This window comes from Wenzhouxiangella marina (genome assembly GCF_001187785.1).
GTDB classification, from domain to species: domain Bacteria; phylum Pseudomonadota; class Gammaproteobacteria; order Xanthomonadales; family Wenzhouxiangellaceae; genus Wenzhouxiangella; species Wenzhouxiangella marina.
This window is the reverse complement of record NZ_CP012154.1, coordinates 515,593-537,329: the sequence shown is the minus strand read 5'-3', so window position 1 is coordinate 537,329 and position 21,737 is coordinate 515,593. Positions and strand designations below refer to the sequence as shown.

The following is a 21,737-nucleotide window of genomic DNA, read 5'->3' as shown; positions in this document are numbered from 1 at the left end:
GCCCCGGACGCCATTCGATGGCACCCGAACGCCACCCGCACCCAAGGAATCGAGAAAGGCGTTCCATGCAGGCGACCGATCCGGCCACCGCGCGGCCCGCCTCACCCTCTTCAGGCCACTGCGCGGCCCACCGCCCGCCTTCTCACTTTGCCCACCCAGGCCCGCAGATCATCGAGCAGCACGTAGATGTAGGGCACGACGACCAGGCTGACGACGGTCGAAAAGGCCAGGCCGCCGATGATGGCGCGGGCCATCGGGAAGTACGGTGGGCCACCACCGCCGATGCGGGTGCTGCCCATGGCCAGGGGAATCATCGCCAGAATGGTCGTCGCCGCGGTCATCAGGATCGGCCGCAGGCGATCGCGCCCGGCCTGGACGATGGCCTCGTCACGTGCCATGCCGCGGCGGCGCAGATTGTTGACGTGGTCGATCAGCACGATGCCGTTGTTGACCACGATGCCCATCAGCACCAGCATGCCGATCAGGCCCATCAGGGACATCTCGGTGCCGGTGATGAAGAAGAACCAGTACACGCCGATGAAGCTGAACAGGATCGAGGTGATGATCGAGACCGGGAACAGGGTCGACTCGAACAGGGCCGCCATCACGATGAAGACCAGGGCAATGGCCAGCAGCATGTTGAAGACCATCTGCTGCATGGCCTCGTCTTCCTGCTGGAAGGCGCGGCCGTAGCTCCAGGCATAGCCCGAGGGCAGCGCGATCTGGTCCATCACCGCCGAGATCCGGTCGCGGGCCTCGTTCATGGTCAGCTCACCCAGGTTGGCCGACACGCTCAATGAGGTACGGCGTTCCTGGCGGCGAATCTCGTCCGGCCCGCGGACCACCTCCAGGCGGGCCACGGTCGACAGACGGACCCGCTCTCCCCGGTCGTTGACCAGCGGCAGGGCCTCGAGCTGGGCGATGGTCTGGCGGTCCGCGCCCTGGAATTCGAGGCGCATGTCCAGCTCACCCTCGGGGGTGCGGTACTCGTTCAGGGTCTGGCCACGCATGGCCACGGCCACGGAGCGGGCAACCTGTTCCGTCGACAGGCCATTGCGCTGAGCCACTTCGCGGTCGACCACCACCCGCACCTCCTCGGCCCCGGCGGCACCCTCGGCGCGCACATCGCTCAGGCCCTCGAGACGGGAAAGCACCCGCACGACCTCCTCGGCGATTTCGTACAGGCGCTCGCTGGACTCACCGTAGAGATTGACACTCAGGTTCTCCGCGCCACCGTTGCGCTGGACCTCGAAGCTGGGTCGACCGATCGCGATCGGGGGAATCGACTCGCTGACGCGTCGGCGAATCTCCTCGATCGAGATCTCGCGGTCCTCGGCCAGGATCAGGGTGGTCTCGGCCCGGTTCGAGGCGTAGTAGGAGTACAGGGATTCGAAACCGAATTCGGCCTGGTTGGCGCGCAGGTAGTCTTCGATCTGGTCGACCGCTTCACGCACCTTCTCCAGGCGGTAGTTGCCCTCGACGTTGTAGCGCAGCATCAAGCGGTCGTCATCGGACTCGTCGAACATATTGCTCTGGACGCCGCCCATCGGAATCATCGCCGTGACCAGCAACAGAAACACGCAGAGCGCGGCGGTCCAGCGGAATTTCAGGCTGCCCCCCAGCACGCGAGCATAGGCGTTGGTCAGGCCCGTCAACCAGCGGTTGCCCTTCTGCTCGGCCGGCACCTTCACGCGCAGGGCCAGCAACGGAATGATGGTCTGCGCGATGATCAGCGAAGCCAGCAGGGCGATGGAGATCGTGTAGGCCACATGCGACAGGAACAGGGTGACCTGGTTCTGAGCGCCGAAGATATTGGGCAGGAAGACGATGATCGTGGTCAGGGTGCCGGCACTGATCGCCAGGGCCACTTCGCGCACCCCGAGCAGGGTCGCCCTGCCCGGCGAGTCGGGCAGCATCTGCTTGCGCCGGTAGATGCTCTCGGTCACGACCACGCCGTTGTCGACGAGCATGCCGATGGCGAGCATCAGACCCATCATGGTCAGGATGTTCAGGCTCAGCCCCAGGAAGTACATCGCCGCCAGGGTGATCAGGACCGCCGCCGGCACCGACAGCATCACGATCAGGGTCGGCACCCACTGGCGCAGGAACAGCCAGAGCACGATCATCGACATGACTGCCCCGATCAGGCCCGCCATCGCCAGATCCTTCAGGGAGGTCACCACACCGTCGGCCTGGCTGAACAGCACGTAGAGGTTGATGCCAGCCATGTCGGGCAACTCGCCGATGGCCTCGATCTCGGCGATCACCCGCTCGCTGACGTCCACCAGGTTGGCGCCGCTTTCCAGGAACACGTCGAAACCGATCGCGAACTCCCCGTCCAGGAGACGCTCGTAGCGCCGCGGCGGAGATTCGAGGTTGACCTCCGCGATGTCACGCAGACGGAGTCCAACTTCGTTGATCGGCAGTTCGCGGACCTCATCCAGACTGCGGAACTCGCCCATCGGCCGGACGCGGATGCGCTGACCGGCATTGACGTCGTCCAGGTAGCCGGCGGACATGGAGAAATTGGCGGCGCGCAGGCGCGCGCTGAGTTCGTTCAGATCGATCTGGTGGGCGGCGACGCGATCGGCCAGCAGCTGGACGCGAACCGCGCGCGGCTCGAGGCCATCCAGGGACACGCGGGCCACTCCATCGAGGCGCTCGAGGCGTCGACGCACGTTGCGATCGAGGAGCTCGTAGGCATCGCTCAGATCGCGCGTCGAGCCGATGCGAAGACCCATCGCCGGCTGGCTGTTGTTGGTGAAGCGGCGGACGAAGACCCGCTCCAGGTCGTCGGGCAGCAGATGCCGGATGCCGTCGATCTTGTCCCGGGCCTCGACGCCGCGGGCGGTCATGTCCGCGTCCCAGCCGAAGAACATGAACATCTGCGCGCCCGACTCGCTGGAACTCGACATCATGCGCTGGATGCCGCCCATCGTCGCCAGCGCTTCCTCGACCGGCCGCGTGATCAGACGCTCGACCTCTTCCGGGGTGCTCCCCGGGTAGGGAATCTCGATCATCATCCCCGGAAAATCGACGTCCGGGAAGAACTCCAGCGGCAGCAGGCGCAGGGAGACCAGGCCCATCAGCATCAGACTGAGCGTGAGCATCAGCGTGGTGACGGGGCGGCGCACGGCCAGTCCGCTGAGGGTCTTCATGCCCCCGACCCCTCGGCCAGATCGGCCTCGGTGCGACGCCGGTCGAGCAGGCTGTAGACCACCGGAATCACCACCAGGGTCAGCAGGGTCGAAAGCAGCAGGCCGCCGATCACGGTGATCGCCATCGGCGTTCTGAGCTCCGAGCCCTCACCCAGACCCAGGGCGAGGGGCACCAGGCCCAGGGTGGTGGTCAGGGTCGTCATCACGATCGGACGCAGGCGAGCCCGGCCGGCCTCGACGATGGCTTCGCGGCGGGTCTGACCCGCTTCACGCAGCTGATTGATGCGGGTGACCAGGACGATCGCGTTGTTGACCACGATGCCGGCCAGCATGATCAGACCGATGAACACGACCACCGACAGGCTGGAGCCGGTCACGAACAGGGCCAGCACCGCGCCAGTCAGGGCCAGCGGAATGCTGAGCAGGATCACGAAGGGGTGCAGCAGGGACTCGAACTGGGAGGCCATCACCAGATAGACGAGGAACACGGCCAGGGCCAGGGCGACGACCAGGGAACGGAAGGCGCGCTGCATCTCCTCGCTCTGACCGGCCACGCGCAGCGTGATCCCCGAGGGCAGCGACAGATCAGCCAGCAGGGCGCGGGCCTCTTCCGTGGCCGCACCCAGATCGCCGAAGCCGGGGCTGGCGGAGACGATGGCCACGCGCTGCTGACCGATGCGACGGATCTCGGCCGGACCGACCACCTGTTCCAGTTCAGCCACGGCATCCAGGGTCACCGGTCGGGGTGAGCCCGGATTGACGACGAGTTGGCCAAGGCGCTCGACGGAATCGCGCTGCTCGGTGCGGGCACGGACCAGCACATCGATCCGGCGTTCGCGCCAGGTATAGCGGGTCGCCACCTCTCCGCGCACCTGGCGAACCACCGTGTCGGCGATTTCGTCGGCGCGCAGGCCCAGTCGCGCGGCGCGTTCATGGTCGAAGCGGATCTGGATTTCCGGATGGCCCTGCTCGACGGTGCTGCGCACATCGCTCAGACGCTCCGAGGCCTCGAGGCGACTGGCGACCCGGCCGGCCACCGCGCGCAGCTGCTCCAGATCGTAGCCGGCGATCTCGACCTCGAGCGGTGTGGCGAAGCTGAACAGCTCGGGACGGCGAATGGCGAAATCGACCCCGGCCTGGGCCATCAGATACTGGCGAATGGCCCGGGTCACTGTGGCTTCATCGGCGTTGGCGTCGAGGATGACGTTGAGGGTGCCCGTGTGCTCCCCGGCTTCTTCCGGATTGCTGTCCAGACGCCGACCGGTGCCGGCCACGCTGTCCGCGCGGGCCACGCCGGGCTGCTGGCGGGTGAAGCGATCGAGTCCGCGCATGAACAGATCGGTCTCGCCGAGCGGCGTGCCGGGCTCGAGCTGGATCTCGACCTGGAACTCACCCTGAGCGAGACTCGGCACCAGTTCCATGCCGAGTCGCGGGATCAGCAGCAGTGAGAAGGCAAACAGGCCGATGGCAGCGAGCAGGGTCCAGCCGCGATGGTCCAGGGCCTTTTCCAGCACCGGCGGGTAACGTCGGGCCAGGGCCTCGTAGCCGCGATTGAAGACGCGAACCAGCGGGTGCACGACCCAGCCCAGGACCCTGGCCAGACCGGCGATCAGGCCACCGGCGATGCGCACGAACAGGGTCGATGCGATCGTCAGCCCGGCGCCGATCGCCCAACGCAGCGTAGCGAAGAAGCCTTGTGGCTTCGGCGGGATGTCGTCGGCCTGTCCACGGACGCGACGGGCATCGCCCAGGGACGCCAGCATCGGAATCAGGGTCAGGGCCACGGCCAGGGAGACCAGCAGCGCGTAGGTCACGGTCAAGGCCTGGTCGCGGAATAGTTGACCGGCCACTCCGTCGACGAAGACCAGCGGAAAGAATACGGCGATGGTGGTCAGGGTGGCCGCCACGACGGCGCCGGCCACTTCACCGGCCCCCTGGCGGGCGGCGTTCAGCCAGTCATCCCCGGCCTCGCGCCGAGCCGCGATGTTCTCGAGTACGACGATGGCATTGTCGACCAGCAGGCCGATGGCCAGGGCGATGCCGCCGAGAGACATGATGTTCAGGGTCAGCCCCGAGGAATACATGGCCGCGAAGGTGGCCACGACGGAAATCGGGATCGCCAGGCCGACGATGACGGTCGAGCGAAGGTTCCTGAGGAACAGATAGAGAATGGCGATCGCCAGCAGGCCCCCGAAGACCGCCGCCTGGACGACTTCGGAAATGGCATTGCGGATGAAGACCGACTGGTCGTAGGTACGCGTCAGGGCCAGATCGGGCGGCAGGTCATCACGGATCCGGGCCAGGGCACGATCGACCTGGCGGGCGACGGCGACGACATTCGTGTCGCCTTCCCGGTAGATGGCCAGCTCGACCATCTCCTCGCCATCCACCCGGGTGATCGCTTCACGCTCGCGCCAGCCCTGGCGAACCTCGGCCACGTCCTTCAGGTAGACCGGCCGGCCCTCGCGGGTGGCGACGATCAGATCGTCGATCTGTTCGACGCTCTGGAACTCATTGAGGGTGCGGACGAGAAACTGCCGATCGCCCTCTTCCAGACGGCCGCCGGACAGGTTCACGTTCTCCGCGCGCAGGCGCTGGGCGACCAGTTCGGCGCTCAGATCGAGCTGGGCCAGGCGGTACTGGTCGAGGAGCACCTGGATCTCGTCCTCGAGGCCGCCGGAGACGGTCACGGCGGCGACACCGGCGATGCCTTCGAAGTCCTTTTTCAGACGGTCGTCGACGAAGCGGCGCAACAGGCGCAGTTCCGTGTTCGAATCACCGGCGGCAACGGGCGGCAGCAGACCGTCTTCGGCCGGATCCGCCTCCGCGTTCCGAGCCAGGGCGAAGCGCATCACGGGTTCGGTGGCCGGATCGAAGCGCAGCAGCAGGGGCCGGTCGGCCTGCAGCGGCAGGGCCAGGGTTTCCAGGCGTTCGCGCACGTCGAGGGCGGCGTAGTCCATGTCCGTACCCCAGAGAAACTCGAGGGTGACGTCGGACTGGCCCGGGCGCGAGATCGAGCGGACCAGACGCACGCCACGAACCACACCGACCACTTCCTCGATGGGGCGAGTGATCAGACTCTCGATCTCCGCCGGCGCGGCGCCGGCGAAATCGGTCCGGACCGTGAGCGTCGGGTAGCTCAGGTCCGGCAGCAGGCTCAGATCGAGCCGCGACAGGGAGACCAGGCCGAAGAGCAGGACGGCCAGGGTCACCATCGCGATGGTGACTCGCCGGCGCGTGGCCAGGCGAATCAGTTTCACGACTCGTCTCCGGTCGAGAATTCGTCAAGATTGGCGAGGCTCTCGGTTTCGAGGGCGCTGGTCGGCTCACCGAGCACCAGGACCTCGGCGCCCGTGCGCAGGCTCGCCTGGCCGGTCACCACCACCCGTTCGCCGGGGAGCAGCCCTTCGGTGATCTCGTAATGACCGTTGTTGCGGTAACCGGGGACGACCTCGCGACGCTCGGCCTTGCCGTCCGTGACCACGAACACCGCGGATCGACCGTCTTCGGTCAGCAGGGCCTCGGCCGGCACCAGGACCACATCGTCGCGCTGGTCATAGACGATCGAGAAGCGTCCGAACATCCCCGGGCGCAGCTGACCGGAGCGATCGGCCAGTTCCACCGTCACTCGGAAGGTGCCGGACTGAGCGTCGATGACCGGGCTCAAGCGGACCACTTCACCCTGGAAGGAACGACCCGGCAGCGCATCCACCTGGACCAGGGCCGGCTGCCCGGCGCTCAGACGACTGAGTTCACGCTCCGGCACGTCGAGGACGGCCTGCAGGGGATCGAGGGCCGTGATCTCGAACACCGGCTCGCTCGTGTTGACCATATTGCCCACCCAGACCATGCGCTGGGAGACCACGCCCGAAATGGGTGCCTTGATCTCGCTGTAGCTCAGCTCCAGTCGGGCCAGCTCGTACTGGGCACGCTGGGCGTCGAATTCGAACTTGAGACGATCGAAGGTCTCGGTGCTGATCATGTCGCGGGCGTGCATTTCGCGATTGCGCTCGAGGTCCTGCTGCAGGCGGCTGAGTTCCGCCTCGCTGCGCGCCAGCTCCAGGCGCAGGCGCTCGGCGTCGAGACGCGCCAGCACCTGGCCGGCCTCGACCCGATCACCCTCTTCGGCCAGCAGTTCGACCACCTGGCCGGCAATGCGAGGGACGATGTGCGCCCGACCATCGGATTCCAGGGTGGCGGTCGCGGAGTAGAAGGCCGAGATGCTGCCCAGATGGGCGGCTTCGACCTCGACCGGGATCTGCTCGACCTCGACCGTCTCGGTGACCGTCTGTTCGGTCGGGGCCTGACTGCCGCAGGCGGCCAGGAGCAACAGCGACAGGGCGCCAGGCACGAGCAACAATCTGTTCATCAGGGGTCTCCAGTGCATTGACCAGGTGTGTTGGTGAACTATAACAGTAAGGGTCGTGATGAAGATGTGCCGAAGGTCATGGACGAACAGGAAATCGATGCCCCGAGCGCCGATCGCGGCGGCTCTGGACATGGGCCTCAGGTGATCTACAGGACCCCGGATCGGGGCTTCAGACCGGCAATACGCCGATCAGTTCTCGCGCGTCCGGGGATCGTCAGGATCGATCGGGGCCAGCAGGGTCTGGCGCTGGCGATCGAGCTGGAGCTGGAAGACATCGGGGCGGGAATAATGGCCGCTGGGGTCGAAGTTCTGCCGCGCGCGGCGGACCTGGCGCGAATCGATGTCAGCCACCAGCAGACCGCAGGTCGTCTCATCGGGTTCGATCAGCCAGCGCCCGTCGGGGCCGGCCAGGCAGGACCCGCCTGCCGCCCATGGCATGTCCCGAGCGGCCTCCTCGAGGCGATCCCCGTGGGGCAGGCCCTCGGGCAAGTCCTCGCGGCGCATCAGGCCGGAGGCGGACAGCACGTAGCTTCGACCTTCCAGGGCCATGAAACGGGTGATTTCACGAGTATTGCGGGCATTGCCCGGCCAGATCGCGACGTGCAGGTCCTCACCCTGGGCCTGGAGCGCCACCCGGGCCAGGGGCATCCAGTTCTCCCAGCAGTTCAGCGCGCCGACCGTGAAGTCGCCGAGACGATGCGTGCGCAGACCCGCGCCATCCCCGATCGCCCAGACCAGGCGCTCTTCGTAGGTCGGCATCAGCTTTCGGTGCACCGAGCCGATGCGCCCGTCCGGCCCCAGGTACACGGCCGAGGCATAGACGCTATCACCACGATCGGCCGGGCGTTCAAGGACGCCGAGGACCACGGCCATCCGGTTGCGCCGGGCCGCATCACAGACGCCGTCCAGGTGACCGGACTCGATGCAGACGGCCTGATCGACGTAGCAGGCAAAGAGATCCTTCTGCAGCGCACTGTCGAAGCGAGCACCATCGGTGCGCTCGACCCAGAACGGATAGCCGGGGACCAGGGTTTCACCGAAAGCGACCAGCTCCACGCCGCGAACGGCCGCCTGATCGATCTGCTCGATGACCCGCGCCAGCGTGGCCTCGCGGTCCAGCCAGACCGGCGCGATCTGAGCGGCAGCGACGCGCATCAGTCGGCGGACTCCAAGCCGTCCTCATCGAGGTGATGGACCATGACCAGGGCATCTTCGCGTCCCTCGTGGGCCGGGTAGTAGCCCGGACGCCGGCCGATGCGCCGGAAGCGCATCGATTCATACAGGCGCAGCGCACCCTGATTGCTCGGGCGAACTTCCAGAAACAGCCGCGCGGCCCCGACGATGCGCATCTCGGCGATCACCTGCCCGAGCAGAATGCGGGCGAGGCCGCGGCGACGGAACTCGCCGGCCACGCAGAGATTGAGCAGGTGCGCCTCGTCGAGCGCGTGCGAGACGATGGCGTAGGCCGCCGGGCTCTGCTCGAGTTCGAGCAGCTTGCAGCGATAGCCGACCCTCAGGCAATCGGCGAAGATGCCGCGCGTCCAGGGAAACTCGTAGCTGGCTTCCTCGATGGCGAGCACTCGTGCGATGTCCTGCCGGCGCATTTCCCGGATGAAGGGCTCGGGACTCAGAACCGCGACCATGTCAGTCGCTCAATACCGGCGCCAGCCGCCGCCAGAGTTCGCGCCGAGCCTCGGCATCCGAGGCCAGCGCATCCAGGGCAGGCACTTCGATGAGATTGGACCAGTCCAGCGGCTCGATCGGCGGGCCGAAACTGAGCACCCTTGCCACGCCGCGGGCCTGCATCTCGGCCGGACCCACGCCGGCCTGCCCGGCTTCGGCCCACTGCCCGAACCGGCAACGGTCGGCGCCCAGCAAGGCCTGGATATCGGACAACAGGGCTTCGTGCTCACCTCGCCAGGGCTTCTGCTGAACCAGTACCCATTCGCCATGACCGGAGAGCAGACGAATCCGCGCCTCATCGATGTCCTCCGCGACCACCTCGGGCGGAACCGCGGACGGCCGCCGCTCCCAGCGATCGATGCCCATCGCGGCAAGGCGCTGGGCCGCACGGACATCAAGCCGGGTCATCACGGCCCTCGCGGCGCCGGCGGCGTCGCTGCTGGTAACGGCCCCGCGCGGTCAACAGCGGGCCCGAAATGAGGTAGACCATGCCGATGGTGAACAACACGGCGGGCGGGTCGACCGCGAGCATCACCAGCACGACCAGCACCAGGAAGATCCAGGCGAAGGGCACGCGATCGGAAATCGGCCAGGCCTTGAAACTGAAGTAGCGAACCCGCGACACCATCAGCGTGCCCAGGGCCACGGTCAGCAGGAACATCGGCCAGGCAACGAGTTCCGGATCGATCGCTCGACTCTCGCAGAACCAGATCGTCGAGACCATCGTCCCGGCCGCGGCAGGGCTGGCCAGGCCCTGGAAATAGCGCTTGTCCGCCACCCCGGCCTGGGTGTTGAATCGGGCCAGTCGAAGCGCCCCACAGGCGGCATAGAAGAAGGCGCCCAGCCAGCCGAGCTTGTCGGCCACGGTGTCGGGCTGGCCAAGCCCGTCGAGGACCCAGGTAAAGACCAGAATGGCCGGCGCGATCCCGAAGGAGACCATGTCGGACAGGCTGTCGTACTGGACGCCGAAGTCGGACTGGGTGTTGGTCAGGCGCGCGACCCGCCCATCGACGCCATCGAGCATGCCGGCGATGACCACCGCCACACAGGCCGCCACCGGCTGATCGCCGATCGCCGCGATGATGGCGTAGAAGCCGGCCATCAAGGCGCCGGTCGTCAGCGCATTGGGCAGCAGAAAGGCGCCTCGGGCCAGGCCCCGGCGCGGATTGGAATCGGTCACGGCAGCTCGCTCGGATTCATTGCTGGCGAAGGATAGCATCGCCCGTGACGACTTGCGCGCCCTGGCCGTTTGAGGCACAGTTGCCGCATCGACAAGGGCTTGATGACTGGAGTTCGAATTTCAATGAAAGCGATCTCACCGTTCAAATCTCGCTTGGCCACCTTGGGCTTCCTGCTGATGGGTCTGGCCTTCACCGCCCTGCCTGCACACGCTCAGGATGAAATCTACAAGTGGGTCGACGAGGACGGGGTGACGCATTTCTCCACGCAGCCCCCTGAAAACGTCAATTACCAGCGTCTCGACGTTCGCACTCGCCGGACCACCGATGTGGCGCCCCGCACGGTTGGGGAGAGTGAGGAGGGTGGAGACCGTGCCGATGCTGCCGAACTCGGCACGCTACCGGAAATTCCGCAGATCGCCGCAGAAGCCCCGGATCCCGAGCTGGTCGCGGAGCGCTGTGAACAGGCACGCGAGAATCTGATGTGGCTGACCGAGCGCACGCGCCTGTCCACCGAAGACGAGGAAGGCAATCGACGGGTGATCAGTGAAGAGGAACGCCAGCGACTGATCGAAGAAACCCGGGCCTTCATCACCGAGTGGTGCTGAAGCGCAAGGGCGCATCCATCCGATCCGATCGCAGCCCTGCTCATGGCCGGCAGCGCCGGCTGTTCCAGCCGACTCCCGAACCGATCCAAGCATCCCCCGCCTGATAGAATGGCGCGTTTTGGCGCCTTTCGGATTCAGCCTCGATGAAAACCAGTCAGTTCCACCTCGTCACCCAGCGGGAAGTTCCCGCCGATGCCGAAATCGCATCCCATCAGCTGATGCTGCGCACCGGCATGATCCGCAAGCTCACCTCCGGCATCTACAGTTGGACGCCCCTGGGCCTGAAGGTGCTGCGCAAGGTCGAGGCCGTCGTCCGCGAGGAGATGGATGCCTCGGGCTGCCTCGAAATGCTGATGCCGGCGGTCCAGCCCGCCGAGCTCTGGGAAGAGACCGGCCGCTGGGACCAGTTCGGCGCCCAGCTGCTCAAGATCACGGACCGGGCCGGCCGCGAGTTCGCCTTCGGTCCCACCCATGAGGAAGTGATCACCGAATTCGCCCGCGGCGAGATTCGCTCCTACAAGCAGCTGCCGATCTGCTTCTATCAGATCCAGACCAAGTTCCGCGACGAGATCCGCCCGCGCTTCGGCGTGATGCGCGCGCGCGAGTTCCTGATGAAGGATGGCTACTCCTTCCATATGGACGCGGACTGCCTCGATCGCTTCTACCAGGTCATGTACCAGACCTACAGCCGGATCTTCGAGCGCCTGGGTCTGAAGTTCAAGGCCGTGGCCGCCGACTCGGGCGCCATCGGCGGCGCCGTCTCGCACGAATTCCACGTGCTGGCCGATTCCGGGGAAGACGAGATCGCTCACGTCCCGGGCACGGACTTCGCCGCCAACGTCGAGCTGGCCGAAGCGATCGCCGTCGGCGAGCGTGCAGCCCCCACCCAGGCGATGGAGAAGATCGCCACGCCGAACGCCCGGACCATCGCCGATCTGGTCGAACAGCATGGCCAGGCGATCGAGAAGACGGTCAAGACCCTGATCGTCGAAGCGTCGGAAGACCAGGGGGTTTCGCTGGTGGCGCTGATGATTCGTGGTGATCACGAACTCAACGCGGTCAAGGCGGAGAAGCTCCCCCAGGTCGCCGCCCCCCTGCGCATGGCCAGCGAGGAAGAAATCCGTGCCGCGATCGGCGCCGGACCCGGCAGCCTGGGCCCGATCGGCCTCGAGCTGCCGCTGGTCATCGACCGCAGCGTGGCGCTCATGAGCGACTTTTCCGCGGGGGCCAACGAAGATGGCTTCCACTACGTCGGCATCAACTGGGAGCGCGATCTGCCGCTGCCCGAGGTGGCCGATCTGCGCAAGGTCCAGGCCGGCGATCCGGCCGCGGACGGCTCCGGCCACATCGAGCTGATCCGCGGCATCGAGGTCGGCCACATCTTCCAGCTCGGCGACAAGTACTCCAAGGCGATGAACGCCGTGATCATGGACGAGAACGGCCGCGGCCAGCACCCGATCATGGGCTGCTACGGCATCGGCATCTCGCGCATCGTGGCGGCCGCCATCGAGCAGAACCACGACGAGAACGGCATCATCTGGCCCGAACCGGTTGCCCCCTTCGACGTGCTGATCCTGCCGCTCAACCATCAGAAATCGCACCGCGTCCGCGAGACCGCCGACGAGCTCTACGCCGAGCTGCAGGCAGCCGGCAAGGAGGTACTGCTGGACGATCGCCCGCTGCGGCCCGGCGTGATGTTCGCCGATGCCGAACTGATCGGGGTCCCCCATGTGCTGGTGATCGGCGATCGCGGCCTCGACAATGGCGTCATCGAGTATCGCCGGCGCGGTGGCGAGCAGAAGGAGATCGCGCTCGACGCGGTGCTGGGGCTGTTCGCCTGACCAAGGTCGGGCGCCGCTCCACTGCAGAACCCTAGGCGATCAGTCCGCGCCTCGTTCCGAGGCGCTCTGCGGCGCCTCGCGCATCCAGACGTCGCGCTGCGGAAAGGGAATCTCGATGCCGGCCCGGCCCAGAGCCTTGTAGATGTCCATGTAGAGCTCGTGCGTCACCAGGCCACGCTCCGAGGGGTGGTTGACCCAGCACAGCAGTTCGAAATCCAGGCTGGAGTCGCCGAAGCCACGCATGCGCACCCTCGGATCCGGATCCTTGCAGACATTGTCATGTTCGCGGGCCACGCCCTCGAGCAGTTCGACGACTTCATCGACGTCCGAGCCATAGGCCACGCCGACCTTCAGGCGAATCCGGAACCTGACCCATTTGCCGCCCGACTCGTTGTAGACCTTGGCATTGGCCATCGCCGAATTCGGAACGGTGATCTCGACGTCATCGCGCGTCAGCATCCGGGTCGAGCGAATACCGACCTTGGTGATCTCGCCCCGGTCGCCGGAATCGAGCACGATGTAGTCGCCGAGCTTGTAAGGCGCATCGGCGATGATGAAGAAGCCCGCGAAGAGATTGGCCAGGGTGTCGCGCGCCGCGAAGCCCACGGCGATCCCGACCACGCCGGCCGAGGCAAGCCAGGCGGTGGGGTCGATCTTCCAGACCATCAGCAGGGCGTAGGCCGCCGCCCCGACGATGCCGATCGTCGCGACCAGATCGAACAGGGGCAGCGTCCGCTCCTCGACGATCCTGAAGCGGTCACGCAGCTGGCCGAGGATGGCGAGACCGACGTGGGCTGCCCGCATCGCCGAAACCATCATGCGCAGGATCAGGATGCTCATCAGCACCCGGATGATGATCTGCTCGACCCGTTCATTGAGCCCTAGCACCTGCACGGCGGCCACCAGGGAAACGTAGCCCACGATCAAGGCCGTGAGGTTGGCCATGATGCGCAGGAGTTTCTCGTCGTGGCCGTTGCGCGTCCTGGCGGTCAGTTTCCCGCCCCAATGGAGCACGAAGCTCCGCCCGATCACGGCCAGCCCCAGGCCGACCACGAACACCACGAGGGCCAGCACGATCGGATAGGTGGCCAGTACGTTCCAGGCGCCGGTCAGGGCCTCGGGCAACCAGGCCGGTGCCTGCGCGTGCGCTGGAAGCTCATTCATGCGTCCGTCTCCGTGGTCTGCGGGCCGAGGTGCTGTTCGCCACGCGATCTTGCCAGAGCGATCTGGCGGACGCGTTCACGCAGCCCGGACAGACGAGCGGCATCGAAGCGCTCGGAACACAGTTGGCACTGGCCCGATGCGTCGACGGGCGGCATGCCGTCGGGCTCGAGACCCTCGGCGGGCCGTCGGCAGCCCGCGCAGACCGGTCGTCCGGTCGGGCGCATCGAATGGTCGACGCTGACCCGATCGTCGAAGACGAAGCACTCCCCGACCCAGCGCGACTGCTCGGCAGGAATCTCGCGCAGATAGTTGAGGATGCCCCCATCGAGCTGGTAGACCTCGCGGTAGCCGCGTTCCAGCAGCCAGGCGCTGGCCTTCTCGCAACGGACACCGCCCGTGCAGAACATCGCCACGGGCCGCTCGGGCTCGAGGTTGGCCAGGGCCCAGTCTCCGAATTCGGTAAAGCGCTCGATGTCCGGGTCCGCCGCGCCTTCGAAGGTTCCCAGGGCGTATTCGTAGTCATTGCGCGTATCGACCAGCTGCACATCAGCGCGGCCGAGCAGCTCGTGCCAATCCTGCGGGCTGAGCGAACGGCCCGTCGGGGCCCGCCCGGGAATCAGGCTCGGGTCGAAGGTGATGATTTCGGGACGGATCCGGACCTTCAGGCGCAGAAAGGGCACCACCTCGACCGCCTGCCAGTTCAATACGGGCGCATCGACACCGACCTCGGTCGCGATCCAGTCCAACCAGGCATCGAGCGCCTCGCGCTCACCACCCAGACTGAAGTTGATGCCCTCGGGGGCGATCAGCACCGTGCCCTTGAGGCCGGCGGACTCGGCCCGGACCTTCAGTCGCTCGCGCAGCAGCGGGAGGTCGGCGAGCTCGACGAATTGGTAGGCGGAAAGCAGTTCGACCATGGTCTTGATGAAGCGCGCGGGCGCCAGGCTGAAGGAGCCTCAGATTATAGAAGAGTCCCCGGCCCGGAGGCCCGGTCGCACCGAAGCTCAGCCCAGGCTTCCATTGATGCGCACCCACCTGCTATACTTGACCGGATTTGTTCGGCCCAGCGGGGTCGGGCGATCACAAAACACACGCTCGTCATCAAGGATCGCGGGGTTGCCGCCAGATCCCTCTCGAATGGCCACGACGCTGGCCCATCGGATGGGATCGAAACGGTTCGCAGATCCGGGACGGGCGGAGGCTTAAACCCCGGACATCGCGCCTGTCGCATCTCGAACCCGATATCCCGGCCAGCTCGGCCGACGGGTCGCGGCGGCCATGTCCACGATCGCGAAGGACAAGATCATGCCTAACGTCACCATGCGCCAGATGCTCGAAGCTGGCGTGCACTTCGGTCACCAGACCCGCTACTGGAACCCCAAGATGGAGCAGTTCATCTTCGGCGCCCGTGGCAAGATCCACATCATCAACCTCGAAAAGACCCTGCCCCTGCTGAAGGAGTCGCTGGACTTCCTGAGCCGTCTGGCCAGCCGTCGCGGCACGGTGCTTTTCGTCGGCACCAAGCGCGCTGCCGGTCAGGCCGTGGCCGAAGAGGCCGCGCGCAGCAACAGCCCCTACGTCTCGCACCGCTGGCTCGGCGGCATGCTGACCAACTTCCGCACCGTGCGTCAGTCCATCAACCGCTTGAAGGAACTCGAGCAGATGGAAACCGACGGTTCCTTCGACCGCCTGGTCAAGAAGGAAGTGCTGCAGCTGACTCGTGAGCGCGACAAGCTCGAGCGCAGCCTGGGCGGCATCAAGAACATGAACGGTCTGCCCGACGCCCTGTTCGTCATCGATGTGGGCCATGAGTCGATCGCCGTCGCCGAAGCCCGCAAGCTGGGCATTCCGGTCGTCGCCGTGGTCGACACCAACCACTCGCCGGAAAACATCGACTACGTGATTCCGGGCAACGATGACGCCATCCGCTCGGTGCGCCTCTACGCTCAGCTGGCCGCCGACGCGATCCTCGAAGGCCGTGCTTCCGCCCCGGTTTCGGCCGGTGACGCGGACGAGTTCGTCGAACTGGACGCCGATGGCAACCCGGTCGAGGCCACCGAGACGCCGGCCCCGGCCAAGAAGAAGACCGCCTCCAAGGTGACCAAGAAGGCCGCCAAGAAGAAGGCCACCGCCAAGCCGGCTGAAGAGGCTGAAGCAGCTGAAGAAGCCCCGGCTGAAGAGGCCGCCGAGGCGAAGGCCGAGGACGCGACGGAAGAAAAGGCTGCCGAAGCTCCGAAGAAGAAGAAGACTTCGAAGAAGAAGGCCGCCAAGAAAAAGGCCGCCGCCAAGCCGGCCGACGACGAGTAAGGCCACTCGGACGAGGCGGTGGACGTCCGGTCCACCGCCTGGATTCAAGGGCAGCGCCCGGACAGGTCGCGGCCCGCAGCTTTCAACGAACATCTGGATAGAGAATCGCCATGAGCATTACTGCAGCACAAGTCAAGGAACTCCGCGAGCGCACCGGCGCCGGGATGATGGAATGCAAGAAGGCGCTGGTCGAGACCGGCGGTGACATGGATGCCGCCATCGAACACCTGCGCAAGTCCGGTCTCGCCAAGGCCGACAAGAAGTCGGCTCGCGTTGCCGCCGAAGGCGCGGTGCTGGACGCCACCGAAGGCGGTCGCAGCGTGCTGGTCGAGGTCAACAGCGAAACCGACTTCGTGGCCAAGGACTCCAACTTCCGCGCCTTCGCCGAAGAAGTCGCCACGCTGGCCGTCAATGCAGCCGACGTCGATGCCCTGAACGCCACTGCCATGGCCAGCGGCAGCAGCGTCGAAGACGCGCGCCAGCAGCTGGTCGCCAAGGTCGGCGAGAACGTCCAGGTTCGCCGTCTGGCGCACATGGAAGCCGGCGACGGCGTGGTCGGCACCTACATCCACGGCGGCCGCATCGGCGTGATGGTCGGCCTGGAAGGCGGCAACGAAGACCTGGCGCGCGACATCGCCATGCACGTGGCCGCGCTGAACCCGGCCTTCCGGGATGCCGAAGACGTGCCCGCCGAGGTGATGGAGAAGGAAAAGGACATCCTCATTGCCCAGGCCGCCGACAGCGGCAAGCCAGCTGATATCATCGAGAAGATGGTGCAGGGTCGCCTGAAGAAGCACCTGGCCGAAATCACCCTGACCGGCCAGCCCTTCGTCAAGGATGGCGATGTGACCGTCGGTGAGCTGCTCAAGAAGCAGGGCGCCAAGGTGATCGGCTTCGTTCGCATGGAAGTCGGTGAAGGCATCGAGAAGGAAGAAAGCGATTTCGCCGCCGAAGTGATGCAGCAGGCGCGCGGCGGCTGATCCAGCAACCAGTCCAGGAGGGGAGAGTCATGAGCAAGACCACGTTTCGGCGCATTCTGCTGAAGGTCAGCGGCGAAGCCCTCCTGGGCGAACTGGATTACGGCATCGATCCCAAGGTCAGCTCGCGCATCGCGCGCGAGGTGGCCGAGGTGGTCGATGCCGGCGTCCAGATCGGCATCGTCATCGGCGGCGGCAACATCTTTCGCGGCAAGGGCCTGGCCGCCTCCGGCATCGACCGGATCACCGGCGACCACATGGGCATGCTGGCCACGGTGATGAACGCCCTCGGACTGCAGGACGCGCTGGAGCGCGCCGGCGTGACGACCCGCGTCATGTCGGCCATCTCGGTCAGAGAGGTCTGCGAGGACTACATCCGCCGGCGTGCCGTCCGCCACCTGGAGAAGAACCGCGCGGTCATCTTCGCCGCCGGCACCGGCAACCCCTTCTTCACCACCGACACCGCCGCCAGCCTGCGCGCCATCGAGATCGGGGCCGACCTGATGATCAAGGCCACCAAGGTCGATGGCATCTACTCGGCCGACCCCGAGCTGGTCCCGGATGCCGAGCGCTACGAACAGCTCAGCTACGACGAGGTGATCGAACGCAAGCTGGCGGTCATGGACACCAATGCCATCGTGCTGTGTCGGGATCAGTCGATGCCGATCCGCATCATCGACCTGAACCAGCCGGGCAATCTCGATCGACTGATTCGCGGCGAAAGCGTCGGCACCCTGGTCAGCTGACCCTCTCCGCGCCGCCGGGCTGCAGCCGGGCGCCGGTGCCGCTACAATTCGCCAGTTATCCACATTCCGACGGCACCACGAGGTGGTTCATGCTCAACGACATCCAGAAAGACGCCCAGGCCCGGATGGGCAAGAGCGTCGAAGCACTCAAGGTTGAACTGGCCAAGATCCGGACCGGCCGCGCCCATCCCAGCCTGCTCGAACACATCACGGTCGACTACTACGGCTCGGAAGTGCCGCTGAACCAGGCGGCCAACATCAACGCCGAAGACGCGCGCACGCTCAGCGTCGTGCCCTTCGACAAGTCGATGGTGGCCAAGATCGAGAAGGCCATCATGACCTCCGATCTGGGCCTGAACCCGGCGACCTCGGGCGCCAATATCCGCGTCCCCCTGCCGGCCCTGACCGAAGAGCGCCGCGCCAGCCTGGTCAAGGTCGTGCACGCCGAAGGCGAGCAGGCCAAGGTCGCGATCCGCAACATCCGTCGCGACGCCAATTCGCAGCTCAAGGACTTCCTGAAGGAAAAGGAACTGACCGAGGACGATGTCCGCCGGGGCGAGACCCTGGTCCAGCAGATCACCGACGAGCACGTGGGCAAGGTCGATGAGCTGGTTGCGGTCAAGGAAAAGGAGCTGATGGAAATCTGACGCCGGTGACTGCCTCGACTCCATTGCCACGTCACGTGGCCATTGTCATGGACGGCAATGGCCGCTGGGCCGCCCGCCAGGGCAAGCCCCGATCGCACGGTCACCAGGCCGGCAGCGATGCGCTGCGGCGGGCGGTCGAGGCGATCGCCCGACACGGCATCCCCTACATGACCGTGTACGCCTTTTCCAGCGAGAACTGGCGTCGTCCGGCGATGGAGGTCAAGCAGCTGCTCGAGCTGTTCATGCGCGCCCTGACCCGGGAAGTGCGCGAACTCGACGAACACGGCGTGCGGATCCGTTTCATCGGCGACCGCTCCGCCTTCAACGCCGCGCTGCGCGACGGCATGCGCCGCGCCGAGAAGCGCACGGAAAACAACCAGCGCCTGACCCTCAACGTGGCCGTCAACTACGGCGGCCGCGCCGACATCGTCCGCGCCGCCCGGCGCCTGGCCGAATCCGTCCGCGCAGGCCAGCTTCGCTCGGAGGAGATCGACGAGTCGATCTTCAATCAGCACCTGGATCTCGGCGATGGACCGGAACCGGACCTGCTGATCCGCACCGGCGGCGAACGTCGCCTGTCCAACTTCCTGCTCTGGCAACTGGCTTACACCGAACTGTACTTCACCGAGGTGCTCTGGCCCGACTTCTCCGCCGAGCACGTCGACGAGGCCCTGCGCGACTTCGCTGGCCGAGACCGCCGATTCGGCGGACTGGGCCAGGTGCAGAATGCTTAAGACCCGGGTCATCACCGCCCTGCTGATCGCGACCTTCGGCCTGCTGGCCCTGTTCGCGCTACCCGTCACGGGCTTCGCCCTGGTCGCCGCCGCGGTGCTGCTGGGCATCGGCGGCTGGGAGGCTGCCCGGCTGGCCGGGCTGGACTCGCCGGTCGCCTGCCACGGTTTCGGCGCCGCCCTCCTGCTGATCGGACTGGCACTCGGTGCCTCGCTGGGGCTGCTGCCCTCGCTGCCCCTGCAGATCCCGACCCTTCCCATCGTGATCCCGAGCCTGCTCGGCGCCATCGCCGGCATGTGGCTGTTGCTGTTCCTCTGGCTGGCGGGCCCCAAATGGGGTGGGCAGCCTCGATCGGGCATGACCCTCTTCAAGCTGCTGGTCCTGACCTTGATCCTGCTGGGTGCCTGGCTGGCGATCAGCTGGCTGCAGGCGCGCTCGCCCTGGCTGGTGCTGTTCCTGATGCTGCTGATCGCCGCGGCCGACGTCGGCGCCTACTTCACGGGTAGAAGCGTCGGCGGCCCCAAGCTGGCACCCCGCATCAGCCCGGGCAAGACCTGGTCCGGCGTGGCCGGTGGCCTGGTGGCCACGATCCTGGTCACGGCCCTGGCCGCAGCCCTGCTGCCGGATGCACCGTTCCGACCGATGATCGCGGCCCTCGTGGCGGCAGTGCTGGCATGGATCTCGGTCGGCGGTGACCTGTTCATCAGCCTGCTCAAGCGCCAGCGGGGGCTGAAGGACAGCTCGAACCTGCTGCCCGGCCACGGCGGCATTCTCGATCGCTTCGACAGCCTCGGCGCCGCCCTGCCCTTCTTCGTCATCGCCGTGGCGCAGCTGGGCAGCTGATCGAACCAATCGCCCTGGGCGTTGCCGATACAATACGGACTGAAATCAAGACCCTGGCCGGCGGGCAAGTGCGCGTCGATCCATCACGACAACGGAACGAATGGACATACTGGGCCCCATCTTCTGGCTGATCGTTGCCCTCGGGCTACTGGTCACCTTTCACGAGTTCGGACACTACTGGGTGGCCCGACGCTGCGGCGTGCGCGTGCTGCGCTTCTCGGTGGGCTTCGGACAGGCCCTGTGGTCGAGAAAGGCCGCCGATGGCACCGAGTACCAGATCGCCGCGATTCCGCTCGGCGGCTACGTCAAGATGCTCGACGAACGCGAAGGCCCGGTCGACCCGGGCGAGCGCGAGCAGGCCTTCAACCGCAAGCCCGTGGGCCAGCGCATCGCCATCGTCGCGGCCGGACCGGCGTTCAATCTGATCTTCGCCCTGGCCGCCTTCTGGCTGATGTTCGTGGTGGGCATCCCCGAAACTCGCCCGGTGCTCGGTCCGACCCAGGGCATGGCCACGGAAGCCGGGCTGCACGAGGACGATCTGATCGTCGAGGTCGATGGGCAGCGCGTCGAGACCTGGACCCACACCCTGCTCAGCCTGATTCCGCCGGCACTCGACCGCCGCGCGATCGAACTGACGGTCGAGGAGCTCGATGGCGACCGCCGTTCCGTGGCGCTGCCGCTCGACCGACTGGGCGCGGACTTCGACGAAGAAAACACCCTGGAGCATCTGGGCCTTTCGCCCTGGCGACCGGACCTGCCGCCGGTGATCGGCGAGGTCAGCGCGGACTCACCGGCCGCCCGCGCAGGCCTGTCGGCCGGCGATCGCATCCTCAGCATCAACGGTGTGCCCGTCGACGGCTGGCAGGCGGTCGCCCGACTCATCCCCGAGCAGGCGCTGGGGGCCGAAGGGCAGCTCCTGCCGCTGACACTCGCGCTCGAGAATGGCGGCCGCGAATGGCAGATCGACATCACGCCGGAACTGAACGAAGGCCGTGCCGTGCTGGGCATCCAGGCCCCGCCGCCCGACGAGGCGCTGCAGGCACGCTTCGAGCGCAGCTTCACCGTGCTCAAACTCGGCCCGATCGACGCAGCCGGCGAATCCGTCGCCGAAACGGGACGCCTGACCGCGGCCACGCTGGGCATTCTCGGCCGGATGATCACCGGCAAGGCGTCCCTCAGCAACCTGTCCGGTCCGATCACGATCGCCCAGATGGCCCATTCCTCGGCGCGCCTGGGCTTTTCCCGCTTCCTGTTCTTTCTCGGCCTGATCAGCCTGTCGCTGGCCATCATCAACCTGCTGCCGATCCCGATGCTCGACGGCGGACACCTGCTCTACTACTTCATCGAGATCCTGAAAGGCTCGCCGGTTTCGGAGCGAACGCAGATCATGGGCCAGTACCTGGGCCTGCTGCTGGTGGTCAGTCTGATGAGTCTGGCCATATTTAACGATATATTACGTGTCTTCACCTAAACTTCGCGGGGCC

At 66.3% G+C, this 21,737-nt stretch carries 17 protein-coding genes and 1 pseudogene; 9 read left to right on the top strand and 9 right to left on the bottom strand.

Annotated elements, in window-relative coordinates:
* Positions 1 to 110: 110 nt before the first annotated feature.
* The 7 genes from WM2015_RS02265 to pssA form a co-directional block, all read right to left on the bottom strand.
* Positions 111 to 3,158, bottom strand: a complete 3,048-nt coding sequence (locus WM2015_RS02265) for an efflux RND transporter permease subunit (RefSeq protein ID WP_049724512.1) — start codon at positions 3,156 to 3,158, stop codon at positions 111 to 113.
* The gene (locus WM2015_RS02260; protein WP_049724511.1) at positions 3,155 to 6,418 is read right to left on the bottom strand and encodes an efflux RND transporter permease subunit; all 3,264 of its coding nucleotides are present in this window, start codon (positions 6,416 to 6,418) and stop codon (positions 3,155 to 3,157) included. The genes WM2015_RS02265 and WM2015_RS02260 overlap by 4 nt, the downstream gene beginning before the upstream one ends.
* Positions 6,415 to 7,527 (bottom strand): efflux RND transporter periplasmic adaptor subunit, encoded by a 1,113-nt coding sequence (locus WM2015_RS02255; protein ID WP_049724510.1) that lies wholly within the window; start codon positions 7,525 to 7,527, stop codon positions 6,415 to 6,417. Before WM2015_RS02255 ends, WM2015_RS02260 begins: the two co-directional genes overlap by 4 nt.
* Before the next feature lie 189 nt (positions 7,528 to 7,716).
* Positions 7,717 to 8,682 (bottom strand): carbon-nitrogen hydrolase family protein, encoded by a 966-nt coding sequence (locus WM2015_RS02250; protein ID WP_049724509.1) that lies wholly within the window; start codon positions 8,680 to 8,682, stop codon positions 7,717 to 7,719.
* Positions 8,682 to 9,170: a ribosomal protein S18-alanine N-acetyltransferase gene (rimI, locus tag WM2015_RS02245; RefSeq protein WP_049724508.1), complete on the bottom strand. Its 489-nt coding sequence runs from the start codon at positions 9,168 to 9,170 to the stop codon at positions 8,682 to 8,684. Before rimI ends, WM2015_RS02250 begins: the two co-directional genes overlap by 1 nt.
* A gap of 1 nt (position 9,171) precedes the next feature.
* Positions 9,172 to 9,618, bottom strand: a complete 447-nt coding sequence (locus tag WM2015_RS02240) for a DNA polymerase III subunit psi (RefSeq protein ID WP_156200756.1) — start codon at positions 9,616 to 9,618, stop codon at positions 9,172 to 9,174.
* Positions 9,605 to 10,390 carry a CDP-diacylglycerol--serine O-phosphatidyltransferase gene (pssA, locus tag WM2015_RS02235; RefSeq protein ID WP_049726945.1) on the bottom strand — a complete coding sequence of 262 codons (786 nt, stop codon included), beginning with the start codon at positions 10,388 to 10,390 and terminating at the stop codon, positions 9,605 to 9,607. Before pssA ends, WM2015_RS02240 begins: the two co-directional genes overlap by 14 nt.
* Before the next feature lie 123 nt (positions 10,391 to 10,513).
* On the opposite strand from pssA, the gene WM2015_RS02230 reads away from it, so the two are divergent.
* On the top strand, positions 10,514 to 10,996 hold the full coding sequence (locus WM2015_RS02230; RefSeq protein WP_169751070.1) for a DUF4124 domain-containing protein: 483 nt from the start codon (positions 10,514 to 10,516) through the stop codon (positions 10,994 to 10,996).
* 143 nt (positions 10,997 to 11,139) lie between these two features.
* Entirely contained in the window at positions 11,140 to 12,837 is a 1,698-nt protein-coding gene (locus WM2015_RS02225; RefSeq protein WP_049724505.1) for a proline--tRNA ligase, read from the top strand.
* A 39-nt stretch (positions 12,838 to 12,876) separates the two neighbouring features.
* Here WM2015_RS02225 and WM2015_RS02220 read toward each other — a convergent pair whose 3' ends face one another.
* Both WM2015_RS02220 and trhO read right to left on the bottom strand, forming a co-directional pair.
* Complete coding sequence (locus tag WM2015_RS02220; protein ID WP_082169359.1) at positions 12,877 to 14,001, bottom strand: mechanosensitive ion channel family protein; 1,125 nt, start codon at positions 13,999 to 14,001, stop codon at positions 12,877 to 12,879.
* Entirely contained in the window at positions 13,998 to 14,918 is a 921-nt protein-coding gene (gene trhO, locus WM2015_RS02215) for an oxygen-dependent tRNA uridine(34) hydroxylase TrhO (RefSeq protein WP_049724503.1), read from the bottom strand. The genes WM2015_RS02220 and trhO overlap by 4 nt, the downstream gene beginning before the upstream one ends.
* Positions 14,919 to 15,306: 388 nt before the next feature.
* On the opposite strand from trhO, the pseudogene rpsB reads away from it, so the two are divergent.
* From rpsB to rseP, 7 genes and pseudogenes are all read left to right on the top strand, one after another.
* Positions 15,307 to 16,104: pseudogene (gene rpsB / locus WM2015_RS02210) on the top strand (30S ribosomal protein S2); the annotation flags it as partial.
* A 314-nt stretch (positions 16,105 to 16,418) separates the two neighbouring features.
* Complete coding sequence (tsf, locus tag WM2015_RS02205; protein WP_049724502.1) at positions 16,419 to 17,288, top strand: translation elongation factor Ts; 870 nt, start codon at positions 16,419 to 16,421, stop codon at positions 17,286 to 17,288.
* Positions 17,289 to 17,317: 29 nt separating this feature from the next.
* Entirely contained in the window at positions 17,318 to 18,031 is a 714-nt protein-coding gene (pyrH, locus tag WM2015_RS02200; RefSeq protein WP_049724501.1) for a UMP kinase, read from the top strand.
* Positions 18,032 to 18,120: 89 nt separating this feature from the next.
* A complete protein-coding gene (frr, locus tag WM2015_RS02195; protein ID WP_049724500.1) occupies positions 18,121 to 18,678 on the top strand; it encodes a ribosome recycling factor in 558 nt (185 codons plus the stop codon).
* Between the two features lie 5 nt (positions 18,679 to 18,683).
* Positions 18,684 to 19,412 (top strand): polyprenyl diphosphate synthase, encoded by a 729-nt coding sequence (gene uppS / locus WM2015_RS02190; protein WP_281173128.1) that lies wholly within the window; start codon positions 18,684 to 18,686, stop codon positions 19,410 to 19,412.
* Positions 19,405 to 20,253 (top strand): phosphatidate cytidylyltransferase, encoded by an 849-nt coding sequence (locus WM2015_RS02185; RefSeq protein ID WP_049724498.1) that lies wholly within the window; start codon positions 19,405 to 19,407, stop codon positions 20,251 to 20,253. Before uppS ends, WM2015_RS02185 begins: the two co-directional genes overlap by 8 nt.
* Before the next feature lie 100 nt (positions 20,254 to 20,353).
* Positions 20,354 to 21,724: an RIP metalloprotease RseP gene (gene rseP, locus WM2015_RS02180; protein ID WP_049724497.1), complete on the top strand. Its 1,371-nt coding sequence runs from the start codon at positions 20,354 to 20,356 to the stop codon at positions 21,722 to 21,724.
* Positions 21,725 to 21,737 lie beyond the last annotated feature (13 nt).